Source organism: Phenylobacterium hankyongense (genome assembly GCF_003254505.1).
GTDB classification, from domain to species: Bacteria; Pseudomonadota; Alphaproteobacteria; order Caulobacterales; family Caulobacteraceae; genus Phenylobacterium; species Phenylobacterium hankyongense.
In genome coordinates, this window is the sequence record NZ_QFYP01000001.1 from 2,887,541 (window position 1) to 2,910,840 (window position 23,300).

At 69.5% G+C, this 23,300-nt stretch carries 25 protein-coding genes; 6 read left to right on the plus strand and 19 right to left on the minus strand.

Translation table 11 applies throughout. The features are described 5' to 3' along the window. Window positions 1-6: 6 nt before the first annotated feature. From DJ021_RS13790 to DJ021_RS13835, 10 genes are all read right to left on the minus strand, one after another. Window positions 7-1,380 carry a TadA family conjugal transfer-associated ATPase gene (locus DJ021_RS13790; RefSeq protein WP_111458095.1) on the minus strand — a complete coding sequence of 458 codons (1,374 nt, stop codon included), beginning with the start codon at window positions 1,378-1,380 and terminating at the stop codon, window positions 7-9. Then, window positions 1,377-2,552 carry a CpaE/TadZ family protein gene (locus DJ021_RS13795; protein ID WP_111458096.1) on the minus strand — a complete coding sequence of 392 codons (1,176 nt, stop codon included), beginning with the start codon at window positions 2,550-2,552 and terminating at the stop codon, window positions 1,377-1,379. Before DJ021_RS13795 ends, DJ021_RS13790 begins: the two co-directional genes overlap by 4 nt. After that, complete coding sequence (locus DJ021_RS13800) at window positions 2,552-3,148, minus strand: TadE/TadG family type IV pilus assembly protein (RefSeq protein WP_111458097.1); 597 nt, start codon at window positions 3,146-3,148, stop codon at window positions 2,552-2,554. Before DJ021_RS13800 ends, DJ021_RS13795 begins: the two co-directional genes overlap by 1 nt. Further along, complete coding sequence (locus DJ021_RS13805) at window positions 3,142-3,654, minus strand: TadE/TadG family type IV pilus assembly protein (RefSeq protein ID WP_111458098.1); 513 nt, start codon at window positions 3,652-3,654, stop codon at window positions 3,142-3,144. The genes DJ021_RS13800 and DJ021_RS13805 overlap by 7 nt, the downstream gene beginning before the upstream one ends. A 4-nt stretch (window positions 3,655-3,658) precedes the next feature. Next, the gene (locus DJ021_RS13810) at window positions 3,659-4,846 is read right to left on the minus strand and encodes a pilus assembly protein TadG-related protein (protein WP_165837219.1); all 1,188 of its coding nucleotides are present in this window, start codon (window positions 4,844-4,846) and stop codon (window positions 3,659-3,661) included. 49 nt (window positions 4,847-4,895) lie between these two features. Next, the gene (locus DJ021_RS13815; RefSeq protein ID WP_111458100.1) at window positions 4,896-5,177 is read right to left on the minus strand and encodes a hypothetical protein; all 282 of its coding nucleotides are present in this window, start codon (window positions 5,175-5,177) and stop codon (window positions 4,896-4,898) included. An 11-nt stretch (window positions 5,178-5,188) separates the two neighbouring features. Continuing rightward, window positions 5,189-7,207: a type II and III secretion system protein family protein gene (locus DJ021_RS13820; protein WP_111458101.1), complete on the minus strand. Its 2,019-nt coding sequence runs from the start codon at window positions 7,205-7,207 to the stop codon at window positions 5,189-5,191. Window positions 7,208-7,253: 46 nt separating this feature from the next. Next, window positions 7,254-8,135, minus strand: coding sequence for a Flp pilus assembly protein CpaB (gene cpaB, locus DJ021_RS13825; RefSeq protein WP_111458102.1), 882 nt, complete (start codon window positions 8,133-8,135; stop codon window positions 7,254-7,256). Between the two features lie 68 nt (window positions 8,136-8,203). Next, window positions 8,204-8,404, minus strand: a complete 201-nt coding sequence (locus DJ021_RS13830; protein ID WP_111458103.1) for a Flp family type IVb pilin — start codon at window positions 8,402-8,404, stop codon at window positions 8,204-8,206. Between the two features lie 81 nt (window positions 8,405-8,485). Beyond that, window positions 8,486-8,686 carry a Flp family type IVb pilin gene (locus DJ021_RS13835; protein ID WP_207801849.1) on the minus strand — a complete coding sequence of 67 codons (201 nt, stop codon included), beginning with the start codon at window positions 8,684-8,686 and terminating at the stop codon, window positions 8,486-8,488. A 321-nt stretch (window positions 8,687-9,007) separates the two neighbouring features. On the opposite strand from DJ021_RS13835, the gene DJ021_RS13840 reads away from it, so the two are divergent. Both DJ021_RS13840 and DJ021_RS13845 read left to right on the plus strand, forming a co-directional pair. Then, window positions 9,008-10,066 carry a hypothetical protein gene (locus DJ021_RS13840; protein WP_207801850.1) on the plus strand — a complete coding sequence of 353 codons (1,059 nt, stop codon included), beginning with the start codon at window positions 9,008-9,010 and terminating at the stop codon, window positions 10,064-10,066. 40 nt (window positions 10,067-10,106) lie between these two features. After that, window positions 10,107-10,430, plus strand: a complete 324-nt coding sequence (locus DJ021_RS13845) for a UrcA family protein (protein WP_111458105.1) — start codon at window positions 10,107-10,109, stop codon at window positions 10,428-10,430. A gap of 119 nt (window positions 10,431-10,549) precedes the next feature. On the opposite strand, the gene DJ021_RS13850 is transcribed toward DJ021_RS13845, so the two are convergent. From DJ021_RS13850 to DJ021_RS13865, 4 genes are all read right to left on the minus strand, one after another. Continuing rightward, entirely contained in the window at window positions 10,550-11,209 is a 660-nt protein-coding gene (locus tag DJ021_RS13850; protein ID WP_111458106.1) for a Crp/Fnr family transcriptional regulator, read from the minus strand. A gap of 129 nt (window positions 11,210-11,338) precedes the next feature. After that, window positions 11,339-11,668, minus strand: a complete 330-nt coding sequence (locus tag DJ021_RS13855) for a UrcA family protein (protein ID WP_111458107.1) — start codon at window positions 11,666-11,668, stop codon at window positions 11,339-11,341. Window positions 11,669-12,066: 398 nt separating this feature from the next. Next, a complete protein-coding gene (locus DJ021_RS13860; RefSeq protein ID WP_111458108.1) occupies window positions 12,067-12,714 on the minus strand; it encodes a Crp/Fnr family transcriptional regulator in 648 nt (215 codons plus the stop codon). A gap of 613 nt (window positions 12,715-13,327) precedes the next feature. Continuing rightward, window positions 13,328-13,543 (minus strand): hypothetical protein, encoded by a 216-nt coding sequence (locus tag DJ021_RS13865; RefSeq protein ID WP_111458109.1) that lies wholly within the window; start codon window positions 13,541-13,543, stop codon window positions 13,328-13,330. Window positions 13,544-14,009: 466 nt separating this feature from the next. Here DJ021_RS13865 and DJ021_RS13870 point away from each other — a divergent pair, with 466 nt between their 5' ends. Further along, on the plus strand, window positions 14,010-14,651 hold the full coding sequence (locus tag DJ021_RS13870; RefSeq protein WP_111458110.1) for a Crp/Fnr family transcriptional regulator: 642 nt from the start codon (window positions 14,010-14,012) through the stop codon (window positions 14,649-14,651). Here DJ021_RS13870 and DJ021_RS13875 read toward each other — a convergent pair. The 3 genes from DJ021_RS13875 to DJ021_RS13885 all read right to left on the minus strand — a co-directional run bounded on the left by DJ021_RS13875 (window position 14,648) and on the right by DJ021_RS13885 (window position 17,877). Continuing rightward, entirely contained in the window at window positions 14,648-16,303 is a 1,656-nt protein-coding gene (locus DJ021_RS13875; RefSeq protein WP_111458111.1) for an HWE histidine kinase domain-containing protein, read from the minus strand. The genes DJ021_RS13870 and DJ021_RS13875 overlap by 4 nt on opposite strands. A gap of 199 nt (window positions 16,304-16,502) precedes the next feature. Next, window positions 16,503-16,736 carry a hypothetical protein gene (locus DJ021_RS13880; RefSeq protein WP_111458112.1) on the minus strand — a complete coding sequence of 78 codons (234 nt, stop codon included), beginning with the start codon at window positions 16,734-16,736 and terminating at the stop codon, window positions 16,503-16,505. A 175-nt stretch (window positions 16,737-16,911) separates the two neighbouring features. Continuing rightward, on the minus strand, window positions 16,912-17,877 hold the full coding sequence (locus tag DJ021_RS13885; RefSeq protein ID WP_207801851.1) for a DUF4118 domain-containing protein: 966 nt from the start codon (window positions 17,875-17,877) through the stop codon (window positions 16,912-16,914). A gap of 189 nt (window positions 17,878-18,066) precedes the next feature. Here DJ021_RS13885 and DJ021_RS13890 point away from each other — a divergent pair, with 189 nt between their 5' ends. Beyond that, window positions 18,067-19,248: a hypothetical protein gene (locus DJ021_RS13890; protein ID WP_111458114.1), complete on the plus strand. Its 1,182-nt coding sequence runs from the start codon at window positions 18,067-18,069 to the stop codon at window positions 19,246-19,248. A 22-nt stretch (window positions 19,249-19,270) separates the two neighbouring features. Here DJ021_RS13890 and DJ021_RS13895 read toward each other — a convergent pair whose 3' ends face one another. Further along, entirely contained in the window at window positions 19,271-20,386 is a 1,116-nt protein-coding gene (locus tag DJ021_RS13895) for an NADH:flavin oxidoreductase/NADH oxidase (RefSeq protein ID WP_111458115.1), read from the minus strand. A 183-nt stretch (window positions 20,387-20,569) separates the two neighbouring features. Between DJ021_RS13895 and DJ021_RS13900 the strand changes: the two genes are divergently transcribed. Then, on the plus strand, window positions 20,570-22,465 hold the full coding sequence (locus tag DJ021_RS13900) for a PAS domain-containing sensor histidine kinase (protein ID WP_165837221.1): 1,896 nt from the start codon (window positions 20,570-20,572) through the stop codon (window positions 22,463-22,465). Window position 22,466: 1 nt separating this feature from the next. Then, on the plus strand, window positions 22,467-22,862 hold the full coding sequence (locus tag DJ021_RS13905) for a response regulator (RefSeq protein ID WP_111458117.1): 396 nt from the start codon (window positions 22,467-22,469) through the stop codon (window positions 22,860-22,862). A gap of 15 nt (window positions 22,863-22,877) precedes the next feature. Here DJ021_RS13905 and DJ021_RS13910 read toward each other — a convergent pair whose 3' ends face one another. Then, a complete protein-coding gene (locus DJ021_RS13910; RefSeq protein WP_133255027.1) occupies window positions 22,878-23,195 on the minus strand; it encodes a hypothetical protein in 318 nt (105 codons plus the stop codon). Window positions 23,196-23,300 lie beyond the last annotated feature (105 nt).

Here is a 23,300-nt window from a genome sequence, read left to right on the forward strand (position 1 = left end):
CGATCCTCATTCCGCCGGTCCGGCCAGCACGGTCGGCACGTGCAGGCCGCAGGTCCGAAACGTCTCGAAGAAGCGGGGCCGGATCCCGGTCCAGCCGAAGCGGCCGTGCACGCGCCCCGCCTCGTCGATGTGGGTCTGCTCGAAGCGCATGAGTTCCTGCATGGTGATCACGTCGCCTTCCATGCCCTCGATCTCCTGGAGGCTGACGAGCCGGCGGGCGCCGTCGGAAAATCGCTTCAGCTGGATGACGATCTGGATGGCGCTGGCGATCTGGGCCCGCATCGAGCGGGTGGAGACATCGACGCCGGCCATCCCGATCATCTGCTCCAGGCGGGTCAGCGCGTCGCGCGGCGTGTTGGCGTGCACCGTGGTCATCGATCCGTCGTGGCCGGTGTTCATGGCCTGGAGCATGTCGAACGCCTCGCCGGCGCGGACTTCGCCGACGATGATCCGGTCGGGGCGCATGCGCAGGCTGTTCTTCACCAGCTCGCGCTGGGTGACCTCGCCGCGCCCCTCGATGTTCGAAGGGCGCGTTTCCATCCGCACGACGTGGTGTTGTTGCAACTGGAGCTCGGCCGCGTCCTCGATGGTTACGATCCGCTCGTCTTCGCCCAGCGCTTCCGACATGGCGTTGAGCAAGGTCGTCTTGCCGGTGCCGGTGCCGCCGGAGATCAGGATGTTGAGGCGCGCCTTGACCAGGCCCGAGAGGAGGTCTGCGGTAGGGCTGGAGATCGTGCCGTTGGCGACCAGCCGTGGCAGGTCGTACGGCACGCGCGCAAAGCGCCGGATGGACAGCAGCGCCCCGTCGACGGCGATCGGCGGGACCACCGCATTGACGCGGCTGCCGTCGGGCAGGCGGGCGTCGACCATGGGCTGGGACTCGTCGATCCGACGCCCGACCTTGTCCACGATGCGCTCGATCACGCGCAGCAGGTGCTGCTCGTCGGAGAACCGGACCGTGGTGGGCTCGATCCTGCCGCGCCGGTCGACGTAGACCTCCTTGGCGGTGTTCACCAGGATGTCGGAGATCTCGGGGTCGCGCAGCAGGGGCTCCAGCGGGCCATAGCCCAGGAGCTCGTCCATCAGGTCCGCGTTGAGCCGTCGCAACTCGTCGGCGTTCAGCGGGTGCGCATCCTCCTGCAGCATGGCGATGACCAGTTCGGACACCTCGGCCCTGACCTGGTCCGGCGGCCGGCGGTCCAGCCCGGACAAGGTCATCCGCTCGATCAGGCCCCGGTGCATGCGGGTCTTGAGGTCGAAATAGGCGTCGTCACGCTGCCCCCAGATCGCCCGCGTCTGGAAGCTCCGGTCCTCGGCGGGTTCGAGCCTCAGGTTGGTGACGGGCGCAGGAGTCTGGGGATCCACGAAGGACAGTCTCATGCGGCCTCTCCGGCGAGTTGCGGCCGGGCGGGGACCCGGACCTTGACGAGTCTCTGTTGAACCTTGCCGGCGGCGCCCTTGAGGTCGCGTGACACCCGGCTGTTGGAGTAGGCTTCGACGACCAGATCGCCGCGGTCGGCGGCCTTGGCGGCGCTCAGGTCGAAGGCGACGGTGGCGTCGACCGTGACGTCGAGGGTGCGACCCACGCGCTGCGGCTTCTCGAACGCGTCGACGACGCCGCTCAGCTTGTTGAGCATGAAGAAGACCGGCGTCGTCACCTTGGCCGTTCTCAGCGCCGTCAGGGTGCGGCGGGTGCGGAGCACGCTGGAGACGGTGGCGGTCGCCACCAGCACGATCAGGTCCGAGCGCTTGAGCACCGCCGGGGTCCAGTCCGCCCATGAGCCGGGCAGGTCCACGAACGTCAGGTCGTGCAGACGCGCCGACTGATCGAGGATGTCCACGGCGAAGGCGGAGGCCAGGGCGTCGAGCGGCAGCAGCGTGGGCGCCGGCGCCAGCACCTTCAGGCCCTGCCGATGTTCCGTCAGCACGCTTTGCAGGAACCGGCCGTCCAGGCGGCTCTCGGCCCCCAGAAGGTCCAGAACCGTGCTGCGCGGCTGAAGGTTCAGCGCGACGTCGGTGTCGCCGAACTGGAGGTCGAGGTCGAGAAGGGCGGTCGAGCGCCGCGGTTGCTTGCGCCGCGGGTCGCCGCGCGCCAGCACCTCGGCGAGATTCAGCGCCACCGTGGTCGCGCCCGCCCCGCCGACGGCCTTGATCACGGAGATCACCGTCCCTCGCGCGCCGGACGCCTGCGCGTTCATCGCGAACACTTCGCTGAGCGCGCCCTGCACCGCCTCGAGCGTGAACGGGCTGGTGAGCACGTCGGCCGCACCGGCCCGGAAGAGCCGTCGCACGTCTTCGCTGTCGGCGCCGCGGGCGGCTGCGATGATCTTGCGCTCGGGCATGGTGCGCGCGAGCGCGCCCAACTCGTCCAGCGCGCCGTGGTGTCTGAGATCGATCTCCACCACCACGGCGGCCGAAGCGACCGCCGCGCCGTTCAGGGATCCGAGGCCGCCCGGCGACGCGAACTCGACGTCGATGTCGGACAGCCGTTTGCAGGCGGTGGTGAGTTCCTCGTCCCAGGCCGCGATGATGACCTTACGGTTCTTCGTCACTAGGGAGGTCCTTCTTTCTGGTCTTCGCCGACGCTGGTGGCGTCGAAGCCAGGCATGGTGATCGCCCCGAGGCTCGCGAGGAGCGGGAGCTTGTCCAGGGCCACGAAATTGTAGGTGAGCCCGGTGGTGCGGACGGTGATCAACGGGATCGGCCTGCCGCGTCCGACGAAGCCCATGCCGGAGCCGCGAAGCTGCACGCTGACATCGGCAGGGGTGAGGAAGGGCGCGTACGAGCGCATCTGCGCCAACATCCGGCAGAACACCGTGGTGGGCGGCGACGCGCAGGAGGCGCTGGTGATGGTCGAAGACCAGGCGAGCGCGCTGGCCGCCTCCGGGATCTGGGAGCACGGCGTGCCGGCAGCGGCGGTCGTCGCGACAAAGCAATCGGCGACGTTCGCCTGAATGGGACCGCGGGTCGCCAGGTAGCGGGCCCCGATGATGGTCGCCTTTTCGGCGGCGGCGTATTCCCACAGCGCGTGACCGAATTCCACGAGGCCGAAGATCAGCATCAGCAGCAGCGGGAAGACGATGGTGGTCTCCACCAGCGTCGAGCCGCGGTCGTTGCCCGCAAGGACGCGTAGCCGGCCCATCACCATACCTTCAGCTCCTCGTGCGAGACGCTGAGGGTGATCGGGGACACGCCGACGGCGCTCAGCATCCCCAGGTCCACATATGGCGCGGTGGCGGTCACCGTGATCCGCGGCAAACCTCCACCGAGCGGCCGCAGGTTGGCGACGCAGTCCGGCGGGTCCGTGCTCAACGTGACCGTCGCCGGGTTGGTCCAGGTCCTCAGCAGCGGCGTCGAGCCGCTGAGGGAGCCATAGATCGCCAGGTGTTTGGCCTGAGTGACGTAGCTGCTCCAGGCCGGCGCGCCGACGGGATCGACGACCCCGGTGCACGGCGGGTGGGCCGGGACGGCCGCCAGGTAGCGGGCGGCGTCGCGGACGCCCTTCTCCATGATGTGGTACTGGCGAAGGGCGAGGCTGAATTCCGCCAGGCCGCACATCAGGCTGATCAGCACCGGCGCGAGCAGGGTGAACTCCACCAGCGCCGCGCCGCGCGTTTCCCGTCCCAGCTGCCGAAGGTGAGCGAGCAGACCCATGGCGTCACCTGTACAGCTGCACTTCTTCGTGCAGGACGGTGGGGTCGGTCTTGGACGTGATCAGGCCGATGGGTTCGACAAACAGCGTCTTGCTGCTGGTGCCCTCGGCCGGCGTGATCATGAAGGCCTTGAGGTAGGCCCCGGGCGTCACGTTGGGGCAGGAGAGCACGGCCAGGTACATCAGGCGCCGCTCCTGGGTGCTCGTGGGCGTGCCGCCGCTGGGCCTGCCGGCGGTCGGAATCTTTCCGGCGGCGCGTTCGGCCTGGTAGACGGCGTAGCGGGACGCGGTGGCGGCGGTGGCTGTGGCGGTGCATCCCGTCGGCTTCGCCAGCCCGTCCGATGCATGGTTGGCGGCCCAATATGCGGTGCAGTTCCAGCCGGTTCCGCCGGTGATGTCCTGCGAATAGGAGCTGAAGTTGACGATGTCGGTGTCGGAAGGCTGACTGGCCGTCGAACCGATGCCGAAGCGGGTGTTGACGCCGTCCTGGGCCTTGTTGGTCTTGTTCCCCGGCGCGGGGTCCGCCGCGTCCGTAACGCAGAAGCTCGGCGTGGTGCTGGCCAGCGTGTCGTGGACGCAATTGGCGCTGTTGCAGCTGTCGCCGGAGACAAAACCCTTGTTGCCGCCGTAGGTGCTCCAGGCGTCGAAGGCCACGCCCGGCTGCCACGTGGCCGTTTCGCACAACATCATCACCGGGGCGGCGGCGCAGAGCGATCGGCGGAAGCCGGCGACCGCGGTCCGCTGGACCAGGGCGGTATGCTGGCTGCTCACCGCGTCCAGCAAGCTGTTGCGGTGGGTGAGCTGCTGGGTGGTGACTTCGAGGAACTTCGCGCTGGCGTCGGTCGTGGCGACCTGGGCGGCGGCGATCGCCGTGCTGTCGTTGGCGGGCAGGGTGCTCAAGCACCGGGGGCTGCCGGCGGCGATGGTGACGGCGGAGGCGCCGCCCACGGCGAAGCGCTGCCGGTTGGTCACGTTGGCGGCCATGGTCGCGGCCCGGCCGCAGGCGCCCGACTGCCCGTCCAGCTGCGAGGCGCCGGCGAGCGCCGCGCCATCGGCCGCCGCCTGGGCCTCGGAGTGGGTGATCGTCGCCCGCGAGGCGTCGAGCGCCAGGCCCGCCATCCCCATCAGCACCGCCGCGGTTACGGTGACGTAGATCAGCACGTTGCCGCGCTCGTCTCCGCCCAGGGTCCGCAAGCGCTGCCCCAGACCCGCCGTCCTTGATGAGAGGTTGGTCCGCATGGCCCTATTTCCCGGGAGAGCCCGTCGTGGTGGTGGCGTAGCCGCCGATCACGGAGGTGGCCTGGGTCTCCAGCCTCTTCACCTCGCCCTTTTCGTAGCGGCCGATGGCGGCGACGCTGCGCGCGGCGGAACTCTCGGGCGGAAGGTCCGACACGGCCACCGGGATGACCTGCGCCTGCATCGTCGCCACCGCCTGGCCGAAGGCGGGCGACAGCGGCGCATCAAGCGGCGCGGCGCAACCGCAGAGGCCGGCGGCCGCCAGGAAAACAGGGAGGAGGGTGCGCATGGTCGGGGTCCTCAGGGGGTTACAGGCGCGGACGATGCGGGGACGCTTGTGGACGACGAGGGGGCGGTGGCCACCCGCCTGTCCGATGTCCCCTCGATCGAAGCGACGCCGATCACGGGCTTGGAGAGGGGCGGCGGCTTGGCGACCGTGGCGTTGAGCACCAGGAGGGCGGGCGCCGAGGTCTTGGCGATCACCGGCTTGGTCACAGGCGGCGGCTTGGCGACTCTGGTGGCGAGCACCGAAAGCGCCGGCGCCGAGGTCGCCCCGATGACCGGCTTGGCGACAGGCGGCGGCTTGGCGCTGGTCCTGTTGGGCGCCAGGGGGGCCGGCGCCGAGGCTTTGGCGATAACCGGCTTGGCTGCGGGCGCCGGCTTGGCGACCCTGGCGGCGAGCATGGAAGGCGCCGGCGCCGAGCTCGCCGCCATGACGGGCCTCGTGACGACGAGCGGCTTCGACGGTCCGGGGCGGCGGGCGGGGGCGGCCGGCGCCCGGCTCGCGGTGGCGACCACCGGGATCACGGCCGGCCGCATTTCTGGCGGCTTGTCGAGGGCCAGGGCCGTGGCGGCCGGCGCCGGCGTGGTTGCGGCGACTGGCTTGACCGGGAGTGCCTCGACCACCGCGCCGCCCGGCGGGGGTCGGGGGGCGACGGCGGGCGTGTCGGTGGCTCCGCCCAGGTAGAGCGACGGGCCGTCAGGGCCGTGGCTCAGGTCGGTCGGAAGCAGCAGGTTGCGCCGATCTGTCGGCTTGGCGAGCTGGGCGGTGACGACGATCACCACCTCGGTCTCGTTGTTCTGGTAGCCGGTGGAGCGGAACAAGGAGCCGAAAATCGGCAGGTTGCTGGCGCCTGGCAGCCCGCGCATGCTGTCGCTGAATTCGCGGCGGATCAGGCCGGCGATGGCGAAGCTCTGTCCGCTGCGCAGCTCGACCGTGGTCTTCGCCCGCCGGGTGGTCAGGCCGGGAATGCGGAAGCCCAGAAGCTGAACGCTGTTGGCCGGATCCAGCGCGCTCACCTCCGGCGCCACCAGCAGGTTGATGGTGTCGCCGTAGACCGTGGGCGTGAAGCCGATGCTGACGCCGTACTGCTTGTACTCGATGGTGATCGTGCTGGCGCCGGCGACGTTCCCAAGCTGGGGAACGGGCACCGGGAATTCGCCGCCGGCGAAGAACACCGCGGTCTCGCCGGACAACGCCACCAGGTTCGGCTCCGCCAGGGTGGAGGCGTAACCCTTGCGCTCCAGGGCGTCGAACAGCGCCTGGACCGTCCAATCCTTTCCGCTCGTGGAGCGTCCGAAGAGGTTGGCGACAGCATCGGGATTGAGGGCGAAGGGCAGGACTCCGGTCAGCGGGGTCAATCCGTCCGGCCGTTGCCAAAGCGCGTTGATGTTGTTCAGGCCAAGCTGTCGCAGGGCGGTGCGCTGCACCTCCGCGACGCGCACAGACAGCATCACCTGCTCGGCGCCGCGGATGCTGGTGAGGTTGAGCACATGGCCGGGCGCATACTGTTCCGCCACGGCGGCGGCCCGCGCCGCGGCGACGGCGGAGGACATCAATCCCGTCAACACCACGCCCTCGCCGCGGGCGCTGACCTCGAGCGGCTCGCCCGGCATGATCTCGCGCAGGGCGCGCTGGGTGGCGTCGACGTCGTAGCCGACCCGCAGGTCGAGGGTGGCCATGGGCCCCGCGCCGCCGCCACGCGGCAGCACCGTCAGGCTGGTGCTTCCCGGCGCCTTGCCCAGTACGTAGAGGGTGCGCTCACCGAGCGGGATCACGTCGCCGACCTTCGGCTCGCCGAGCAGGATCCGGCCGATGGGCTGGCTGAACCGCAGGATCCGCGAGCCGCCGACCGGCAGGGAGAGCTGGCCGCCGTAGCCGGCGGAATCGGCCGTGACCTCGCGCACCGAAGCCTCTGCGACGTAGCCCTTGGGGGCGCACCGCGCCTCGGCGCTGGCGAAGAAGGCCAGGGCGCCGATGAGCAGGGCGACCGGTTCGCGCAGGGTCGAACGACGATGAGGGCGTCGGAGGGTGATCATTGGCTTGGCATGGCCCCGGTTGAGGCCTCCCTTGTTGTTGAGACCGTCAGCCGACCGACGCTTCGCGGGGGGCGAGCACGCTCACCACCGACTGAGCGCCGCGATAGATCTGGATCATCGCGCCTGGCGGCGTCGGCCGCCGGACGACAGGGCGGCGGGCGGCGATGCGCACAGGCTGGGGCTTAACCGCGCCGGCGAGCCGCAGGTCGTCGATCCGGGTGGTCCCCGGGCCGGTCTCCCCGGCGCTCGCGAGCGGGTCCACAGCGCCGCGCAGCGCGAGCGACAGCGTGCCGACCTGGGCGGCGAGCGCGAGCTTCTGCGCCTGGTCCGGCGTGACCTCGATGGTCGCGGCCTTCGCCACCACGGGATCGTTCTTGTTCTCATTGGCGAGCTGGTCGACCGCCAGCACCCGGACACTCTGCAGCAGCAGGTCGGTGCGCATGTCGGCCTCCGCGGCGCCGGGGCGCTTGGCGTCGGTCCGGGTGAGCAGGACGTCGACGAAATCGCCGGGCAGGACGAAACCGGCCACGCCGAACACGTCGTTGACGCGGATGGTGGTCGCCCGCATGCCGCCGCGGATGACGCCGGAGAGCGTCGCGCGGCCGCCGGGTCCGGAGATGCGCGTCGCCAGCACGGGTTCGTTGGCCGCGATCGCGCTGAGCGCCACGCGCTTCTGGCCCGTGGTGAGTTCGGCCGGGGTTCGGAACGAGCCTTGCGGCTGCGCGCCGCGTGGCCAGGCCTGAACGCGCAGCAGCTCCGGCGTCAGCGTCTCGCCGAATCCGATGGGCCGGCTGGCGACCACCACGGTGGTCTGACCGATCCGGTTGTCCGGCGCAGCGCGCGCCGCGCTCAGGTTGCGCACGCCCCAGACGGCGACCCCGCCCAGCAACAGCGAGACGATCAACAGGATAAAGCCGATGTTGCGCATTGGTGCTCACTCCGCAGAAGAGCTCAGGAACTGGCGGGCGGGCCGGAGGTCTGCCCGCCAGTTAGTTTTCAGGCGCCGATCGCGGTCTGCAGGCTGGTCCATTGGTTGGCGATCCAGGCGCCGACCAACTTGATCGTGGCGACCGCGGCCACGGTGATGAGTCCGATGAGCACCGAATATTCGACGAGAGCCGCGCCGCTGCGGTCCTCAGCCAAACGGGCTTTGAGTTGCGCGACGACGTTGGTCGCAGCCACATACGCCTTCAGCATTTCGAGCTCCTTGGATTAGGCAGATCGTTCCTGTCGGGGACATTTGGCGGGCAGGCTCGGGGTCTGCCCGCCAGTGCGTTTTCAGGCGCCGATCGTGGTCTTCAGGCTGATCCATTCATTGGCGACCCAGGTGCCGACCAATTTGATTGTGGCCACGGCGGCCACGGTGATCAGGCCGATGAGAATCGAATATTCGACGAGGGCCGCGCCGCTGCGGTCCTCGGCCAAGCGGTCCTTGAGTTGCGCGACGCGGTTGGTCGCAGCCACATACGCCTTCAGCATTTCGAGCTCCTTGAGCTAGTCACATGGTCCTGGTTGGCCGGGAGGCCCTCGGGGTCGATCACAGCAGATCGAACAATGACGCTATCGGGCCGAGAGGGTGTCCGCGCCGAGCGAGGTTCGATGAACCACGGCATCGGATCGTGGTAATCATTGAAATGTATAAGGTAACCGGCGGTCGCGCGGCGTTGCCGAAACTAGTTTGCGTCCGCGTTCCGGAGGTTGATGGGACCCGAGCACGGGTTTTTTCACCACCTGTCGGAACCAGCTCCTCCGAGCGCCAATTCTGAGGCCTCGACGGGAGGCGCCCTCATGACATGGAGCATGGAGACCCACGGGGGACCGCTTGCTGCGCTCGCCGCGCCCTGGGCCGGCGACCTGACGCCGCGACCGGAGGCGGCGGCGCTCAGACTGCCGAACCACGCGGTCGTCTCCGCCCTGTTCGGGGCGATGATGGCCGCCGGGCCGAACGCCGGCGACTGCGGGTGGCGCACCGCTGGCCAGTCAGTGAGCAATGTCCAGCGTATTGGGCTCAGCTGGCTGGAAGTCCGTCTCGAGGCTGCGCACGTGGACGACGCCTGGCTGGCCTTGCGCGGGGTCTCTCCGCTCTGCGTGGACGTCCTGGCGCTGCTGATGTCAGGACCGAGCGAGGGCGGCCCGGCCGGCGTGCGTCTCATCCGGGCCGCGGATATCCTCGAGGCCAAGGGCTATCGTCGGTGGGGCGACGAGCGTCGCGGGCTGGAGCGGCAGCTGGCTTGCGAGATGCTGATCCTGCGGCGCCTTAGCGCCGGCCTGGCCGGCGAGCTGCTGTTCAAGCTGTCGCCCCTGGATGCGGGGGGCTGCGATTTCGTCTACGAGCCCGGGGCCTGGTTGAACACGCTGCTCCAGTCCGCTCCGCCTCAGTTCCTCGACGCCCGGATCCTGCGGTTCGACCACCGGGCCAATCGCGGAGCCGACGTGCTCGCGAAGAAGCTGGCGGTTCATCTCACCTGCTCCACGGCGGCCCGCGGGTCGGCCGTGCGCACCGTGAGATCGCTGCTGCAGTCGGCCGGCGTGCCCAGGCAGGACCTGGCGTCCCGGCGCGGCCGCGGCGGCCGCCTTGTGGATCGGTTCGACGAGGCGGTGCTCCGCCTGCAGGAGCACGGGCTCTTCCAGCTGCGCTACCGCGGTCGCCCTTCCACCGGCGCCCCCGCCGACCGGGTGAAGGGCTGGGTGCGGGAATGGTTGGACACTGAGATGGCGATCCGCCGTCTGCGCCCCGCCGAGGCGCCGCGCGCCCAGGTGGCGGCGCCTATGGTCCCGGAGGCGTTTATGGCGCCCGTTCACGAGGATTTGCGGCGAGGCGTGACCCGGATCACGGCCCCAAGGTCGGAGGGCGGGTAAGCCATCAGAGCACGTTCGATCCGACCGCTGGAGGTCTGTCATGGGACGGGTGGCTGCTCTCGCAAGCATATTGATCGTTCTCGGCGCGGCCGAGGGGGCGCAGGCGGCTCCGCGCGCGATGGTGGTGAAGGTGTCCGACCTGAACCTGGCCACCGCGAGCGGGGCCGCCGTAGCGCTCGAGCGGGCCAAAATCGCCGCCGCGAGGGTGTGCGGACGCCGCGATTTCCGCCGGCAGGTCCTGGAGTTTCCCAACGCCAGGTGTCGCGCTCAGTTGGTTCAAAAGGCGGTCGACGCCATGAACGCGCCGCTGGTCAGGGACTTCCATAACGCGACCGAGATTGCGGCGATCGGGGCCAGAGGCTGACCGGCCGAGCTTCGCCGAGCGACGAGGAATTTCGCCCACAGCTGCGAGCCCGACGGGGTGTCGGCTGCGATGCCGCGCGCCATGATCCCGGTGCGCCGGCGAGCCTTGAGAATTCTCGTTCAGGCCCCCAAGCCGCTCCGCACGATTTCACGCAGCTGTTCGGCCGCCCTCAGGCGGACGCCGGACCGGGTGACCTCCACCCAACCGCGCCCGACCCAGTCGTGAAGCTTGCGGTTCACCCGCTCGCGCGAGGCGTTGAGGCGCGCGGCGATCTCGGTCTGCGTCAGGCCGATGAGCCCGCGGGTGTTCTGCTCGGCGATCAGCAGCCGGGCCAGCCGGCCGCCAAGATCGAGGCGGGCATAGGCTTCCAGCGCCTGATTGGCGTCGGCCAGGTGGCCGCTCAACTCGGCGATCAGCGCGCCGGCCGCCTGCGGCTCGCGCTGGAGAACCTCGATCACCGCGAGGCGCGGAAGGCCCCAGAGGCGGGAGCGGCGCACGGCCACCAGGCTCGACGACCTCACGGCGCCGGCGACCGACGCCAGCTCGTCGATAAGTGTCCCCGGACGCACGATCGTCGGACGGGCCGAGCCGCCCGGCCCATGCCGTCGCGCCTCCAACTGCCCCTCGATCACGATGAAGAGGATTTCCGCCGCCTGGCCTTCGACGAAGACGGTTTCCCCCGCGTGCCACTGGGCCGCTTCACCCAGCTGGGCCAGCGCCCGGCGCTTCGCCGGACTGAGGACATGCAGAAGCTCGCTCGTCTCGAACGCCGCGAGCACGTGCTCCAGGTCCTGCGGCCGGGTAGGGATGGAAGGGCTCCTCGTGCGTGGCCCGAGGCCGCCTCGCTGGCCGGGCGTGTGGGACTAAAGGTGGTGCGCGCACACGCACACACCACCCTTGGCGGGGAGCTAACGCCGATCGTTCTGGGCGAGCCTCACCGTCGTCTCAGGCTGGTAGAGGGCCGTGACGCGCGGGGCGCCGAGGGTCCGCACGGCCTTGGCCGTCATCTGCTTGTGGCAGCTGTCGCGCTGGGCGCGGTCCGAAAGCGACATCGGCATGGCCGGGCCGCAGAAACGCGTGGCGGCGTTATCGATGCGGCGCAGGGCGACCTGGGCCCCCGCCGAATTGTTGAGATTGAGGTCGCCCACCCGGACAGACATGGAGTCCTGCGCCTGCACAATGCCGGCGCTGAACAGGGTGAACACCGACGCGGCGGCGCAGACACTGATGCGGTTCATGATGGGCCTCCTGTCGCTTTGTCTTTGTGCGACGCCCGACTCTGAGCGGCCTCGCGCCAGGAAAAACTGACGTCGATCACAGGTTCTGTGTCGGCCTGTGACTTCGGTAACACCGGCCGCCGGTGCGATATTTCGAGGCTGTCGCCGGTCGATCTTGGCGGTCGAATAGCGCCGAACGCCTTCGGAGGATGGCCGGCGTGGGTCAAGCGGTTCAGCGGCTTAGACGAAGATCTGGTCAGGTTGCGTCAAGGTGACTCCAATGGAGCCGGCGACGCGATCGCGGTGGCCTCCAGAGCGCCAGGGCGAAACACTTGCGCATCTGGTCGTCGTTGTCGGGGCCGGGCGCACTACGGCCGTCATGTCTTTCGAATGACCCGTCCGCGAGGCGGCCGCGGGCGTCACATCCGCGGCGACTGGCCCAGGCCGGACTGTGGCGTCCGCTCGCCCGCGCCGGCGAACAGGACGCAGTGGTGCCCGCCCGTACGCCGCAGTTCGCCACGGGTTTCCAGCCGCAGGAACAGCCGGCTGACGGTCTCCGGGGCGATGCCCAGGAAGTCGGCGATGTCGCGCCGGCCCATCGGCATGTGCACCGCGCCCGACCCGTCCTTGCAGGTGCTTCTCTGTGACAACCATTGGAGGAACCAACGCAGACGTGCGCCGGCGTCAGAATGGCTGAGCAACGCCAGATGGTGGGCCACGTCGTCGAGCAGGTCGTCAGCCGAGAACAGCAGCGCCAGCGCCGCATCCGACCGTTGTGAGATGAATTCCCACAGCAGGGGCAGGGAGAAGACCGCGATGGTCGCGTCGGTCACCGCATAGGCCGAGGCCCAGTGGGTCTCCAGCCCGACGCAGAACAGATCGCCGGGAAAGAGGAAGGTGACGATCTCGCGCTGACCGCCCTCGTCGTTGATCTGCAGGCGCACGCACCCACGCTCGACCCGGTAGATGGCTTCGACGGCGTCGCCCTCGTGGAAGATCGGCGTGTGCTTGGGAGCTTCCACGATCCGGAAGCTCGCGCCCTCCAAAGAGCGTTTCAGATCAGTCATCAGTCCGGACCTCAGAATTCGACCAGCCTCTGTTCGGCCGCCCAAATCGAGGTTTGCGTCTGTCGGTTCCGTCGGCCGGAATCTTCGGCCGTCCCGCCGTAGCTGCACAGGCGTTGTTTCCAAGCCCAGGCATTCCCCTGGTAGTACAACTCAACCGTTGGTAACTTATCGCAAAAGTTGCATGTCTTTCAGACGAAGACGGCGTCCGGCGGACGGATAGGGGCTCAAGTGCGGTCATGACACCCACAGTCGTCTGATGGGTTAAGGACGGTCACTTGAAAAGCCCCCGCGGTTTGAGGATTAAGTACACAAAATCTAGATCTCGTCTACTGCGAGGCTTAGTAGATGCTCTTTTGACACTTTTTGCGCGGTCCGCTGACCGGGGCAAAGGGGCAAAGAAAGAGCCCCGGCGGATAGACCGCCGGGGCTCCGTCATCCCGGGGCCGTGGGCGCCGGGGTAACGCTGCTAATGTTCGTCAAGTCGACGAACAGAGTGGGGGCTCGTCCAGCAGCGCCCCTATAATCTGACTTCGCGAAAATCGTTCGGGCGCCGACGCGCTTTTTTTGGGGGGCGCCGCATTGATCCGCACGGCGGGGCGGGCGGCCAGCGGCGTCAGGTTCCGGCGAGCTGCATTTCGACGGGGGCGTGTGCGGCCGGCGTGAGACCCTGTTCGGCCCAGGCCGCGCGCGCATCCCATACGTGGACGGCGCCGCAGCCGCACCGGAAGGCGCGGGACCCCGACATCGAGGCAAGGTCGAGGTTCGGGCTTCGGTAGCCGGTGCTGACCGGTGTTGCGGTGAGCGGGCAGGTGATGAGGATTCTGGGCATGGGGCGCTAAATCTCCATAGCCACGCTTACGTTCCGTCCGATCGCGAATATTCACGGCGTTCCACGAAGACATGGCCGCCTCGCACGCCGCCGCCGTGTGCGAGCGGCGCGCCGGGATGGTCTGGGGCGAGAATTATCAAACGAAAGCCTGGGCTTCGCCGCGCCGTCATCCGGCGGCGCCGCGACGGCCGGTCTCCCGGTCCCGGGGAGGCCGTATGGTAATCCCAACGGCGCCGGTAGTCGTGCGACCCAGGATTGTGCGGCGGTAACTGAGCTTAGGTGATGTAATCGATAACATTGCGACGTATCGGCGCCGGTTGCCGGAGACGTTACCCATATTGAGTATGATCAAATCTTGATTTCGAAACGCGAGAGATCCTTTAATCATGAAGACGGGACGGAGGCTCGAGCCCGGCGCCGGTTGCGGCGGCATCGAGATCGCGTCCGCTCTGAACGGGGGACTCGCATGAAGGTCGGTCCAGAATTCCTGCGGACGGCGCCGAATCGGCTGCAGCTCTTTCAGCGCAACACGGCGATCTTTCACGAAGGCGACCGGGCGGAGGCTGTCTATGTGGTGCAACGGGGCTGCGTCAGGCTCCAGTTCAACAGCGAGGACGGCCAACGGGAGGTGATCGCGTTCTACTTCCCGGGCGACGTGATCTTCGCCCTTCCGGAAACGCACCGGGCGTCCGCCGAGGCCGTCTCCGAGACCGTGCTGGCGAAGGTGTCGCGAGCCGCCCTGTGGGAGGTGGCGGTGGCCCGCCCGCAGATCGCTCGCGCCCTGCTGGCGCTGGCCCAGGAGAGCCTCTCGGTGCTGGCGCAGCATCTGGGCCGCCTGACCCACGCCACCGCCCTGGAGCGGGTGACCTGGTTCCTGGGCTGGCTGTCGGAGCGGACCTCGGCCGCCGGCTCGGGGCTGTTCCCGGTGCCGATGACCCGGCGGGATATCGCCGACTACCTGGGCGTCGCCCCCGAGACGGTCAGCCGGCTGTTCCGGCGGCTCGAGGACCGGGGTGAGCTGCGCAAAGCCGGCAGCCGTTGCTATGTCTATCGGCCGCGGCGGGCGGCGGCGGCGCGGGCCTCGGATACGCCCGCAGTAGCCGCCTAGCCTGGTCGCCGCTCGCCGGCGCCCGGCGCGCGGGGAGGCGCCGCCTCCGGCGCGATGTGGGACAACCCAGGGTCGGGACGAGAGGCGCGCTCGCGGCCGGCGAATTTGGGGTCGCGGTCCGCCGCCTCGACGCCAGGTCCCGCGCCGCCCCTGACCAATCTCGCGGCGGCGGCGGCGACCACCGGGACGTCGGACGTCGGCTCGGCCTCGTCGGCGTGCTGGAGCACGTCGCGGGCGTCCATGACCACCACCAGCCGCAGGCCTTCCCGGCGCCAGTCGAAGGTGACCTCGGCGTTCTTCGCCAGGCGCAGGTTCCGCTCGATCAGGGTGGATCCGAACCCGCGCCGCTGCGGCGCCCGCACGGGAGGGCCATTCTCTTCGAGCCACTCGAGCCGAAGCCTGGAGCCCGCGTGCTGAAGCCGCCAACTCACCGTCAGCCGTCCCTCGGCCGTCGACAGCGCCCCGTACTTGGCCGAATTGGTCGCCAGCTCGTGCAGGACCATCCCGAGCGCCTGCACCCAGTTGGGGCGGAGGCAGAGGCGCTCGCCCGCCAGCCGGATGCCCGATCCGCTCCGGCCGGCGAACGGCAGCAGTTCCTTTTCGAGCAGGTCGCGGATCGGCACGCCGGTCCAGCGGCCCTCCGCCAGCAGGCCATGGGCGGCCGCCAGGGCCGACAGGCGGCCAAGGAAGGTCTCCACGAAGACTTCGGGATGGTCCTTCGGCATCAGCCGCGCGATGCTCTGCACGACGCTCAGCAGGTTCCTCGCGCGGTGGTCCACCTCGCGGGTGAGCAGTTCCCGATCCTCCTCGGCCTGCTTGCGGCTCTGGACGTCCTCGCTGAGGCCGTACCAGGCGATGATCTCGCCGGTAGGGTCGCGGTAGGGATAGGCGCGCGACCGCAGCCAGTGATAGGCGCCGTCGGCGAGGCGGAAGCGATACTCGAAATCGAAGGAGTCCCCCGTCGCGACGGTGTTCGCCCAGGCCGACCTCATTGCGGGTAGATCGTCCGGGTGCACCACGGCCGCCCAGCCGTCGCCCAGCAGCTGCGTCCGCTCCACGCCGGTGAGGCGCGCCAGCCGTTCGGGGATGTCGGTGAGCAGACCCGACGGCGCCGCCGTCCAGGGGATCTGCGGACTGAGCTCGAGGAAGCGCCGGTTATGTTCCTCGCTGGCTCGCAGCGACCGGTTGGCGGCCTCCGTCGCCATTTTCTGCAGCGCCAGGTGGCGGACGGCGGTGTTCATCATGGCCGCGGCCGCCCCGGCGACGGCGGCGGAGATGAGGAAGGGGCCGAGAACATTCACGCCCGCGCTTATGCGCCACACGAGGATGGCCGCCGCCGTGAGGCTGGCGGCCCCGGCGGCCCAGCCGGCGAAGCCGGCGGCGATCACCACGGCTGGGAAGTAGGTGAGATACGGATATTCGTCGCCGGCCAGGGCCCCGATTGGCGCGATCAGCAGGGTCGGCAGAAGCGTCAGCGCCACGCCGAACTGGATCGCGTGCCAGTAGGCCCACTGCCGGGGAAGGAGGCCGGCCGCGCCCTCGACCAGGGAGGAGGGCCGTAAGGCCCGCCGAACGCGACCGACCAGGCCATCGGGCGTCCGGCGCAGCCGCCCCGCGAGCCCTTGGGTGACATGAGGGTGATAGGTCGCCACGCCGGCCCCTTCTACGCTGCGCCGAGGGGCGAGGGGCCCGGGCGGGCGGGGATGGCCTGGCGATCGTGGGGCGACGGGCCGATCCCGCGCCTCCGCTCCCTTGCGGACCTATCGATCGCGACATTCTGATGCGGCCTGAAGGGGCGTGAACTCATGGTCCGTCTCACATCGGCGCCGCCGGTCGGCGACAGGACTATCGTCAGGGGCGCCGTTCCGCGGGGGGCGCGACCGCATTGCAACCGGCTTCCCCGCCGCGCCAGTAGGTCAACACCCGGCGCTCGGCCCGCCAGACCACCACGTGGCTGCAGCTCGGATGGCGCTGGAGAAGCTGGAGCGCGAATTCGCCCGCGGTATCGTCGGACGGCAGGTCGAGGGCCTCGAAGGTGTCGGACAGGCCCCCATCCTTGCAGGGGTAGAGTGTGTAGATGGGCAAGGCGAAAGACCTCCCGAATGTCCGCGGCCAAGGCTCAGCGCACCACCTTCCAGGGCCGCTGTCTGTGACGCAGAGCACAATTTCGGGTGGGCGGCCTGCGCCCACGGGTCGCAGCCAGGCCTAGGCTGGAGGGCTCAGGCCGCCATCAAGTGCGGCCGGACGCCGGACGGTCGGCTTAGTGGAGCACGATCCCGTCGGAGGCGGGCGACAGGGCCGCCGGCGAATGGGGGAACGACACCTCGAGGGTGGATCCCGCCGGCTCCTTGACGATCCAGATGCGCCCGCCCAATTGCTCCACCGCGGCGCGCAGCAGCCGGCCGCTCGAGGGCGTGATGATCGACACGCCGGCCATTTCGTCGACCTCCGCCAGGCGCAGGACCGTTCGGGTTTCGCCATGGGACAGGGAGACCCGAACCGGGCTGTTGAGCTTCATATCGACGAGCGCGTTGGTGCATTCCAGCAGCGCCACGGCCAGCGACGTGGCCTGTTCAAGCGGTAGCCGCAGGTCGGCGGCGTCGATCAGGATGCGGTCGAGAGGCGCTTGCCGTTCGGTGAGCGCCGCCTTCACCAGCAGGGTGGCGAAGGGAACGAAATCGATCTCGACGTCCTGCCGGCCGCTGAGTTGCCGATGGCTGCGGGCCAGCAGCATCGAGGTGTCGGCCGCTCGGGCGAGGGCGTCGGCGACGTGCCGCTCCGGCTCGCCCTTGCCCTGCAGGGTGAGGACGCTGGCGACCAACTGGAAATGGTCGCCCACCCGTTCGTTCAGGTCGCGGAACAGCTCCGCGTGGGCGTAGGCGACGGAGTCGGCCCTTTCCTGGTTGGCCGCCAGCCGCCTCAGGGCGCGGGTGAGCGTCGAGACCAGGTAGATGGCGACGCCACAGTTGGCCATGAAGAACAGGGACGAGGCCAGGTCCGCCTGGGGCCCCTCGGCCCCGGCGAACGGAAGCACGAAGAACCAATAGGCGCCGACCGACGAAATCGCGGTGATCAGAATGGCCGCCCACGGGCCGAACAGGTAAGCGCCCAGGACCACGGCGGGGTAGAAGGTCGTGTAGGCGTGATGGGCGCCAAACACCGGCTGCAGAAGAAACCTCAGCACGAGCGCGGCGCAGACGAGCGCCATCGGCCCGACGTACGCCAAGCCGCTTCGGCCAGGTCGCCCCCGGCCGCGATCTTGGAAGAGGGATTTGAGCATCAAATGTAAGTTTAGCAGTGCATTTGGGGAAGTCGAGGCGCTGTGGCCGCGTGCTCTGCTCGCCACCTCGCAGGCCCGTGGCGCCCCGGCGGAATCACCCTAGCTCTGGGCCAACTTCCTGAACCTGGGCCCGAAATGCGCATCGCCCTGTGCCTGAGCGGTCAGCCCCGCACCTGGCGATTCACCCGCGACAGCCTGTTCGCCTTCTTCGCGGGCCACGAGCTGGACGTCTTCCTGCACACCTGGCGGGAGGGCGATCCCGCGGAGCTGGAGGCCTTGGAAGCCGCCTATTCGCCGCGGGCGACGCGGTTCGAGGCGCGCCCGGCCTTCGTCGACGAGAAGCGGCTGATGGCCGCCCATTTCCCGATCCGGCCACCGCTCTCGGTGCTCGACATGTTCCATGCCGTGGCCCGCAGCCTGGAGCTGGCGCTGACCCGGGGCGGCGCGCCGTACGACCTGGTGGTGCGGGCGCGCTACGACGCGGTGTTCGACGGCGTCTGGTCGGGCGAGGCGCCGGAGCCGGGGGCGCTGATCCTCCCCAACGACTTCCCCTACGACAGCGGTTGCAACGACCAGCTGGCCATCGGGAGCCCGACGGACATGGCGGCCTATGGCGGGCTCTCGGCCTGGCTGCCAGGGTTCCTGCAAGGGGAAAAGGGCGACGGGTTCTGCCCGGAGATCGTGCTGCGCAACTACCTCGAAGCCGTATGCCGCCTGCGGGTCGATCTGCGGCCCATCGCCATGCGCCTGCTGCGGGAGGCCCAGGCCGGCCTGCCGTTCGCCGCCATCGTCGACGACCCGCTGTTCCACGCCGAGAAGCAGGAGGCCTGGGAGGCGGAGGTCGAGGTCGCGTTCCCCGAACTCGCCGGCCACGTGAACTACAACCACCCGGCGCGCCGCCCGCTGGCCCTGGATCGCGCCCTGTCCGCCTGGCTGGAGAGCCGTCCGCCGCAGGCCGGCTTCGAGTTGCTGCGCGCGCCCTGGCCGCGCCGGTTGAAGGCGGTCGAGGCGTTCATCGTCGAGCAGGCCGGCGAGATTCCGGAGATGACCGAGGTGTCCTACCAGGGCGTGCGGATGATCTGCGCCATGCTGCTGCAGCGGATGGATCGGGCCGAGCCGCTGTCGCCGGAGAGTTTCCTGGTCCACGTCCTCTCCGCCAACCAGGCGGACCTGCAGCGCGCCGGCGCCTGGGGCCAGGCCAACGCGGGTCCCGTGGAAGACGCGCTGAAGGTTTGCGAGCCGGACGGGCCGCTGGCGCTGGCGCTGCGCTATGCGCCGCCGCTGGAACAGCCCGCCTTCGGAGCCTGGCGCCCCTGAACTCACGCGACGGCGCGGCGGCTCAATCGTCCGCGCGGATGTCGAACAGATCGCGGAACTGGCCGGGCTGGGAGCGCAGGTACTGGTCGGGGGCCTTCACCCGCGCCCCGAAGTGGGCGGCGGCGTGCCAGGGCCAGCGCGGGTCGTAGAGAATGGCGCGGGCAAGCGCGATCAGGTCGGCGTCGCCCGTGCCGACGATGGCTTCGGCCTGGTCGAAGCCGCTGATCATGCCGACCGCGATCACGGGCATCTTCGTTGCGGCCTTCACGGCGCGGGCGAGGGGGACCTGGTAGCTCGGCCCGACGGGGATCTGCTGGGCCGGCGTCAAGCCGGCGCTGGAGACGTGGACGGCGCTGCAGCCGCGGGCTTCCAGCGCCTCGGCGAAGGCGACGGTCTCGTCGATCGTCCAGCCGCCGGGCGCCCAGTCGGTCCCGGACACCCGCAGGGTGACCGGCCGGTCTGCCGGGAAGGCCGCGCGCACCGCCTCGAACACCTCGAGCGGGAAGCGCATCCGGTTCTCGAGTGAGCCGCCGTACTCGTCGTCGCGCCGGTTCGACAGCGGCGAGAGGAACTGGTGCAGCAAGTAGCCGTGCGCCCCGTGGAGCTGGACGGCGTCCAGGCCGAGACGCTCGGCGCGGCGGGCGGCGGCGACGAAGGCGTCCCGGACCCGGGCGAGCCCGTCGCGGTCCAGCGCTGTCGGCGCGTTCTCGGCCTCGGCGAAGGGGACCGGCGAGGGGGCCACGGTCTGCCAGCCGTTGGCGTGATCGGGCGGAATCTGCCCGCCGCCCTTCCACGGGACCTCGGTCGAGGCCTTGCGGCCGGCGTGCCCCAACTGGATGGCGATCGGAATGTCTGACCATCGCCGCACGCTCTTCAGGGTGAGGGCCATGGCGGCCTCGCACTCGTCCGAGTAGAGGCCCACGTCGCCGTAGGTGATGCGGCCTTCCGGGACGACGGCGGTCGCCTCGATGGTCAGCAGCGCCGCCCCTGACAGCGCCAGGTGCCCGAGGTGGATCACGTGCCAGTCGGTCATGCAGCCGTCCACGGCGGAATACTGGCACATGGGCGCGATCACGATGCGGTTGGCGAGCTCGAGGGCGCCGACCTGCAGCGGCGTGAAAAGCTTGGCGATGCTCATGGCCGGTCCTCTTCGATGATGGAGGCAGGAATACAGGGCCGCCGCCAGAAGGGCGAATGCGCGGCCGGGTTCCGGTTAACGCTCCGTTGGGGGGTCGGACCCCACCATGGCGGACCACTCTGGGGATTTTTTGTGAACGGCTTGGCTGTTGGGGTCGCGAAGGCGGCGGCGGATGCGCCGCATTTGGCCGAGGAGCTCCTCGCGTCCCTTCCGGTCGCCGTCAGGATCCTGTCGCTGCGCGGCGAGCTCGAATACCTGAACCCGGCCGCTCTGGCGGCGGTCGAGCAGGACCGCAGTGCCGAGAGCGTCGGTGCGTCCTGGCCGGCCCTGTGGCCGGCGGAGACCGCCCCCGCCATCGAGCAGGCGATGCGGTCGGCGGCGCAGGGCGAGCCGCACAGCCTCCGCGCCGTCCAGTGTTCGCGCGCCGGCGCCCGCCGGTGGTGGGACACCACGGTCTCCCCGATGCGCGACGCCGGCGGCGAGATCCACAAGCTGCTGGCGGTCTCCATCGACGTCACCCGTTCGGTGGAGGCGGAAGCCTTCTTCAACACCATCATCCAGCTGTTGCCGACGCCCCTGTTGGTGAAGACCGCCAGCGATGGTCGCTATGTGCTGATCAACCGCGCGGCGGAGGAGACGTTCGGCCTGTCCGGCGCAGTCGCCCTCGGCAAGACCGCCTTCGAACTGTTCCCACAGGAAGAGGCCCTGCTGTTCGCCGCGGAGGACGCCGACGTCATCCGCAGCGGCGAAACCCGCGTCTCCGAAGAGGAGCCGATCACGACGCGCGACAGCGGGGTCCGCTACTTCACGACCAAGAAGTTCGCGACCTACGAGGAGGACCGGCCGCTCCACCTGGTGGCCATCGGCGAGGACGTGACCGACAAGCGCGCCGCGGCGACCGCCCTCAAGCTGGCTGCGGCCCAGGCGGAGGCCGCCACCCAGGCCAAAAGCGCCTTCCTCGCCAACATGAGCCACGAGATCCGCACGCCGCTGAACGGCGTGGTGGGGGTCGCCGACCTGCTGGCGCGCACCTCGCTCACGGGCGAGCAGATCGAGCTGGTCGACATCATCCGGTCCTGCGGAGACACGCTCAACCGGATGCTGATGGACGTGCTCGACCTGTCGAAGATCGAGGCCGGCAAGTTCACGCTCTCGGCGGAGGCGTTCAACCTGGCGGAACTGGTCCGCAGCGTCTCGGGCCTGATGCGGCCGACGGCCCACGCCAAGGGCCTCACCTTCTCCTGCGACATCGACGCGGCCGCCCAGCGCAGCGTGCTCGGCGATCCCATCCGCCTGCGCCAGATCATCACCAACCTGCTCAGCAACGCCATCAAGTTCACTGAGTCCGGCTCCGTCGGCCTGTGCGTCCGCAGCGTCGCCCCCGACCGCTACCAGGTCGAGGTGCAGGACACCGGCATTGGTTTCGACGAGGAGGTGCGCCAGCAGCTGTTCGAGCGCTTCCAGCAGGCCGACGGGACGATCAACCGCCGGTTCGGGGGCACGGGCCTGGGCCTGGCCATCAGCCGGCAGCTGGCCTCGCTGATGGACGGCGAGCTCGACGCGGCGAGCGTCCCGGGGCAGGGCTCGCGGTTCACGCTCACCGTGCCGCTGGCGAGCGCCGAGGCCACGGCGGCGACGGAAGCCGGACCGGGTCGCCTGGATGCCCGCCCGACGCTTCGGCTCAGCGTGCTCGCGGTCGACGACCACGCCATCAACCGCAAGATCGTCCAGATGTCGCTCGAGGCGGCAGGGGCGAAGGTCTACCTCGCCAGAGACGGCGAGGAGGCGGTGCGACTGTTCCGCGAAGGCCGCTTCGACCTGGTCTTCATGGACATGCAGATGCCCGGCCTGGACGGCGTGGCCGCCACGCGGGAGATCCGGCGCATCGAGACCGAACGGCGCGCGCCGCGGACCCAGGTGGTCATGCTGACGGCCAACGCCTCGGATCAGCACGTGGCCCAGGCGCTCGCCGCCGGCGCCGACGCTCACCTCGCCAAGCCGTTGAAGCCTGACGCTCTTTTGTCAATCATCCTGCAACTTAAGGCTGATATTCCCCCGGACATAGCGTTGGAGGCGTAGCGTGACTGAAGCTTCGGGGGAACATCGGCTCCTGGTCCTGGTGGTGGACGACAACGCCACCAATCGCCTGGTGCTGGCCAAGACCGTGGAGCTGCTGGGCGGCCAGGTGATGTTCGCGGAGAACGGCGCCGAGGCCGTGGAGAGCGGCCGCCGCGAAGCCTTCGACCTGGTGCTGATGGATATCGCCATGCCGATCATGGACGGCATCGAAGCCACCCGCCGGCTGCGGGCCCATGGCGTCTCCACGCCGATCATCGCCGTCACCGCCCACATGGCGGAGCGCGATCTCCCCGGCCTGGTGGAGACCGGCTTCAACGACCTGATCGAAAAGCCGATCACCGTGCCGCCGATCGCCGAGGCGCTCGACTACGCCCGCGAAATCAGGCTGGCCTCCTAGTCTCCGGGGGTCGTTTCAGGCTTCCGCTTCGCTGCTGACCTTGGGACGATAATGCGCGACCAGATCGTCGTGTTCGGCGACCCGCACGGCGCGGGAGACGTTCAGCCGGGTGAAGACATGGGTCGAGCTCTGATCGCGCGCCGCCTTGCGCCACTTGGTCCGCGCGCCGGAAAGGTCCTCCGACGTACCGGCCAGCACGACGGTGAAGCCGGCGGGCTCCTCGCGCAGGACGACATAGTTGCCGGCCATGGGCGTATGAGCGGCGCCCTCGGGCCACAGGCGGAAGCGGTAGGTTCGGCCCGAACCCCCACGCAGATCGACAATCTCTCGCATTCGCACTCCACGAAACTATCCGGCGCGCTTCCGTGGCGCGGCCGTGAGCGTTCTGGCCTATGTCGGCGTTCTTCCGCCGGAGCCTCGGGGACCCGCTGACATGGT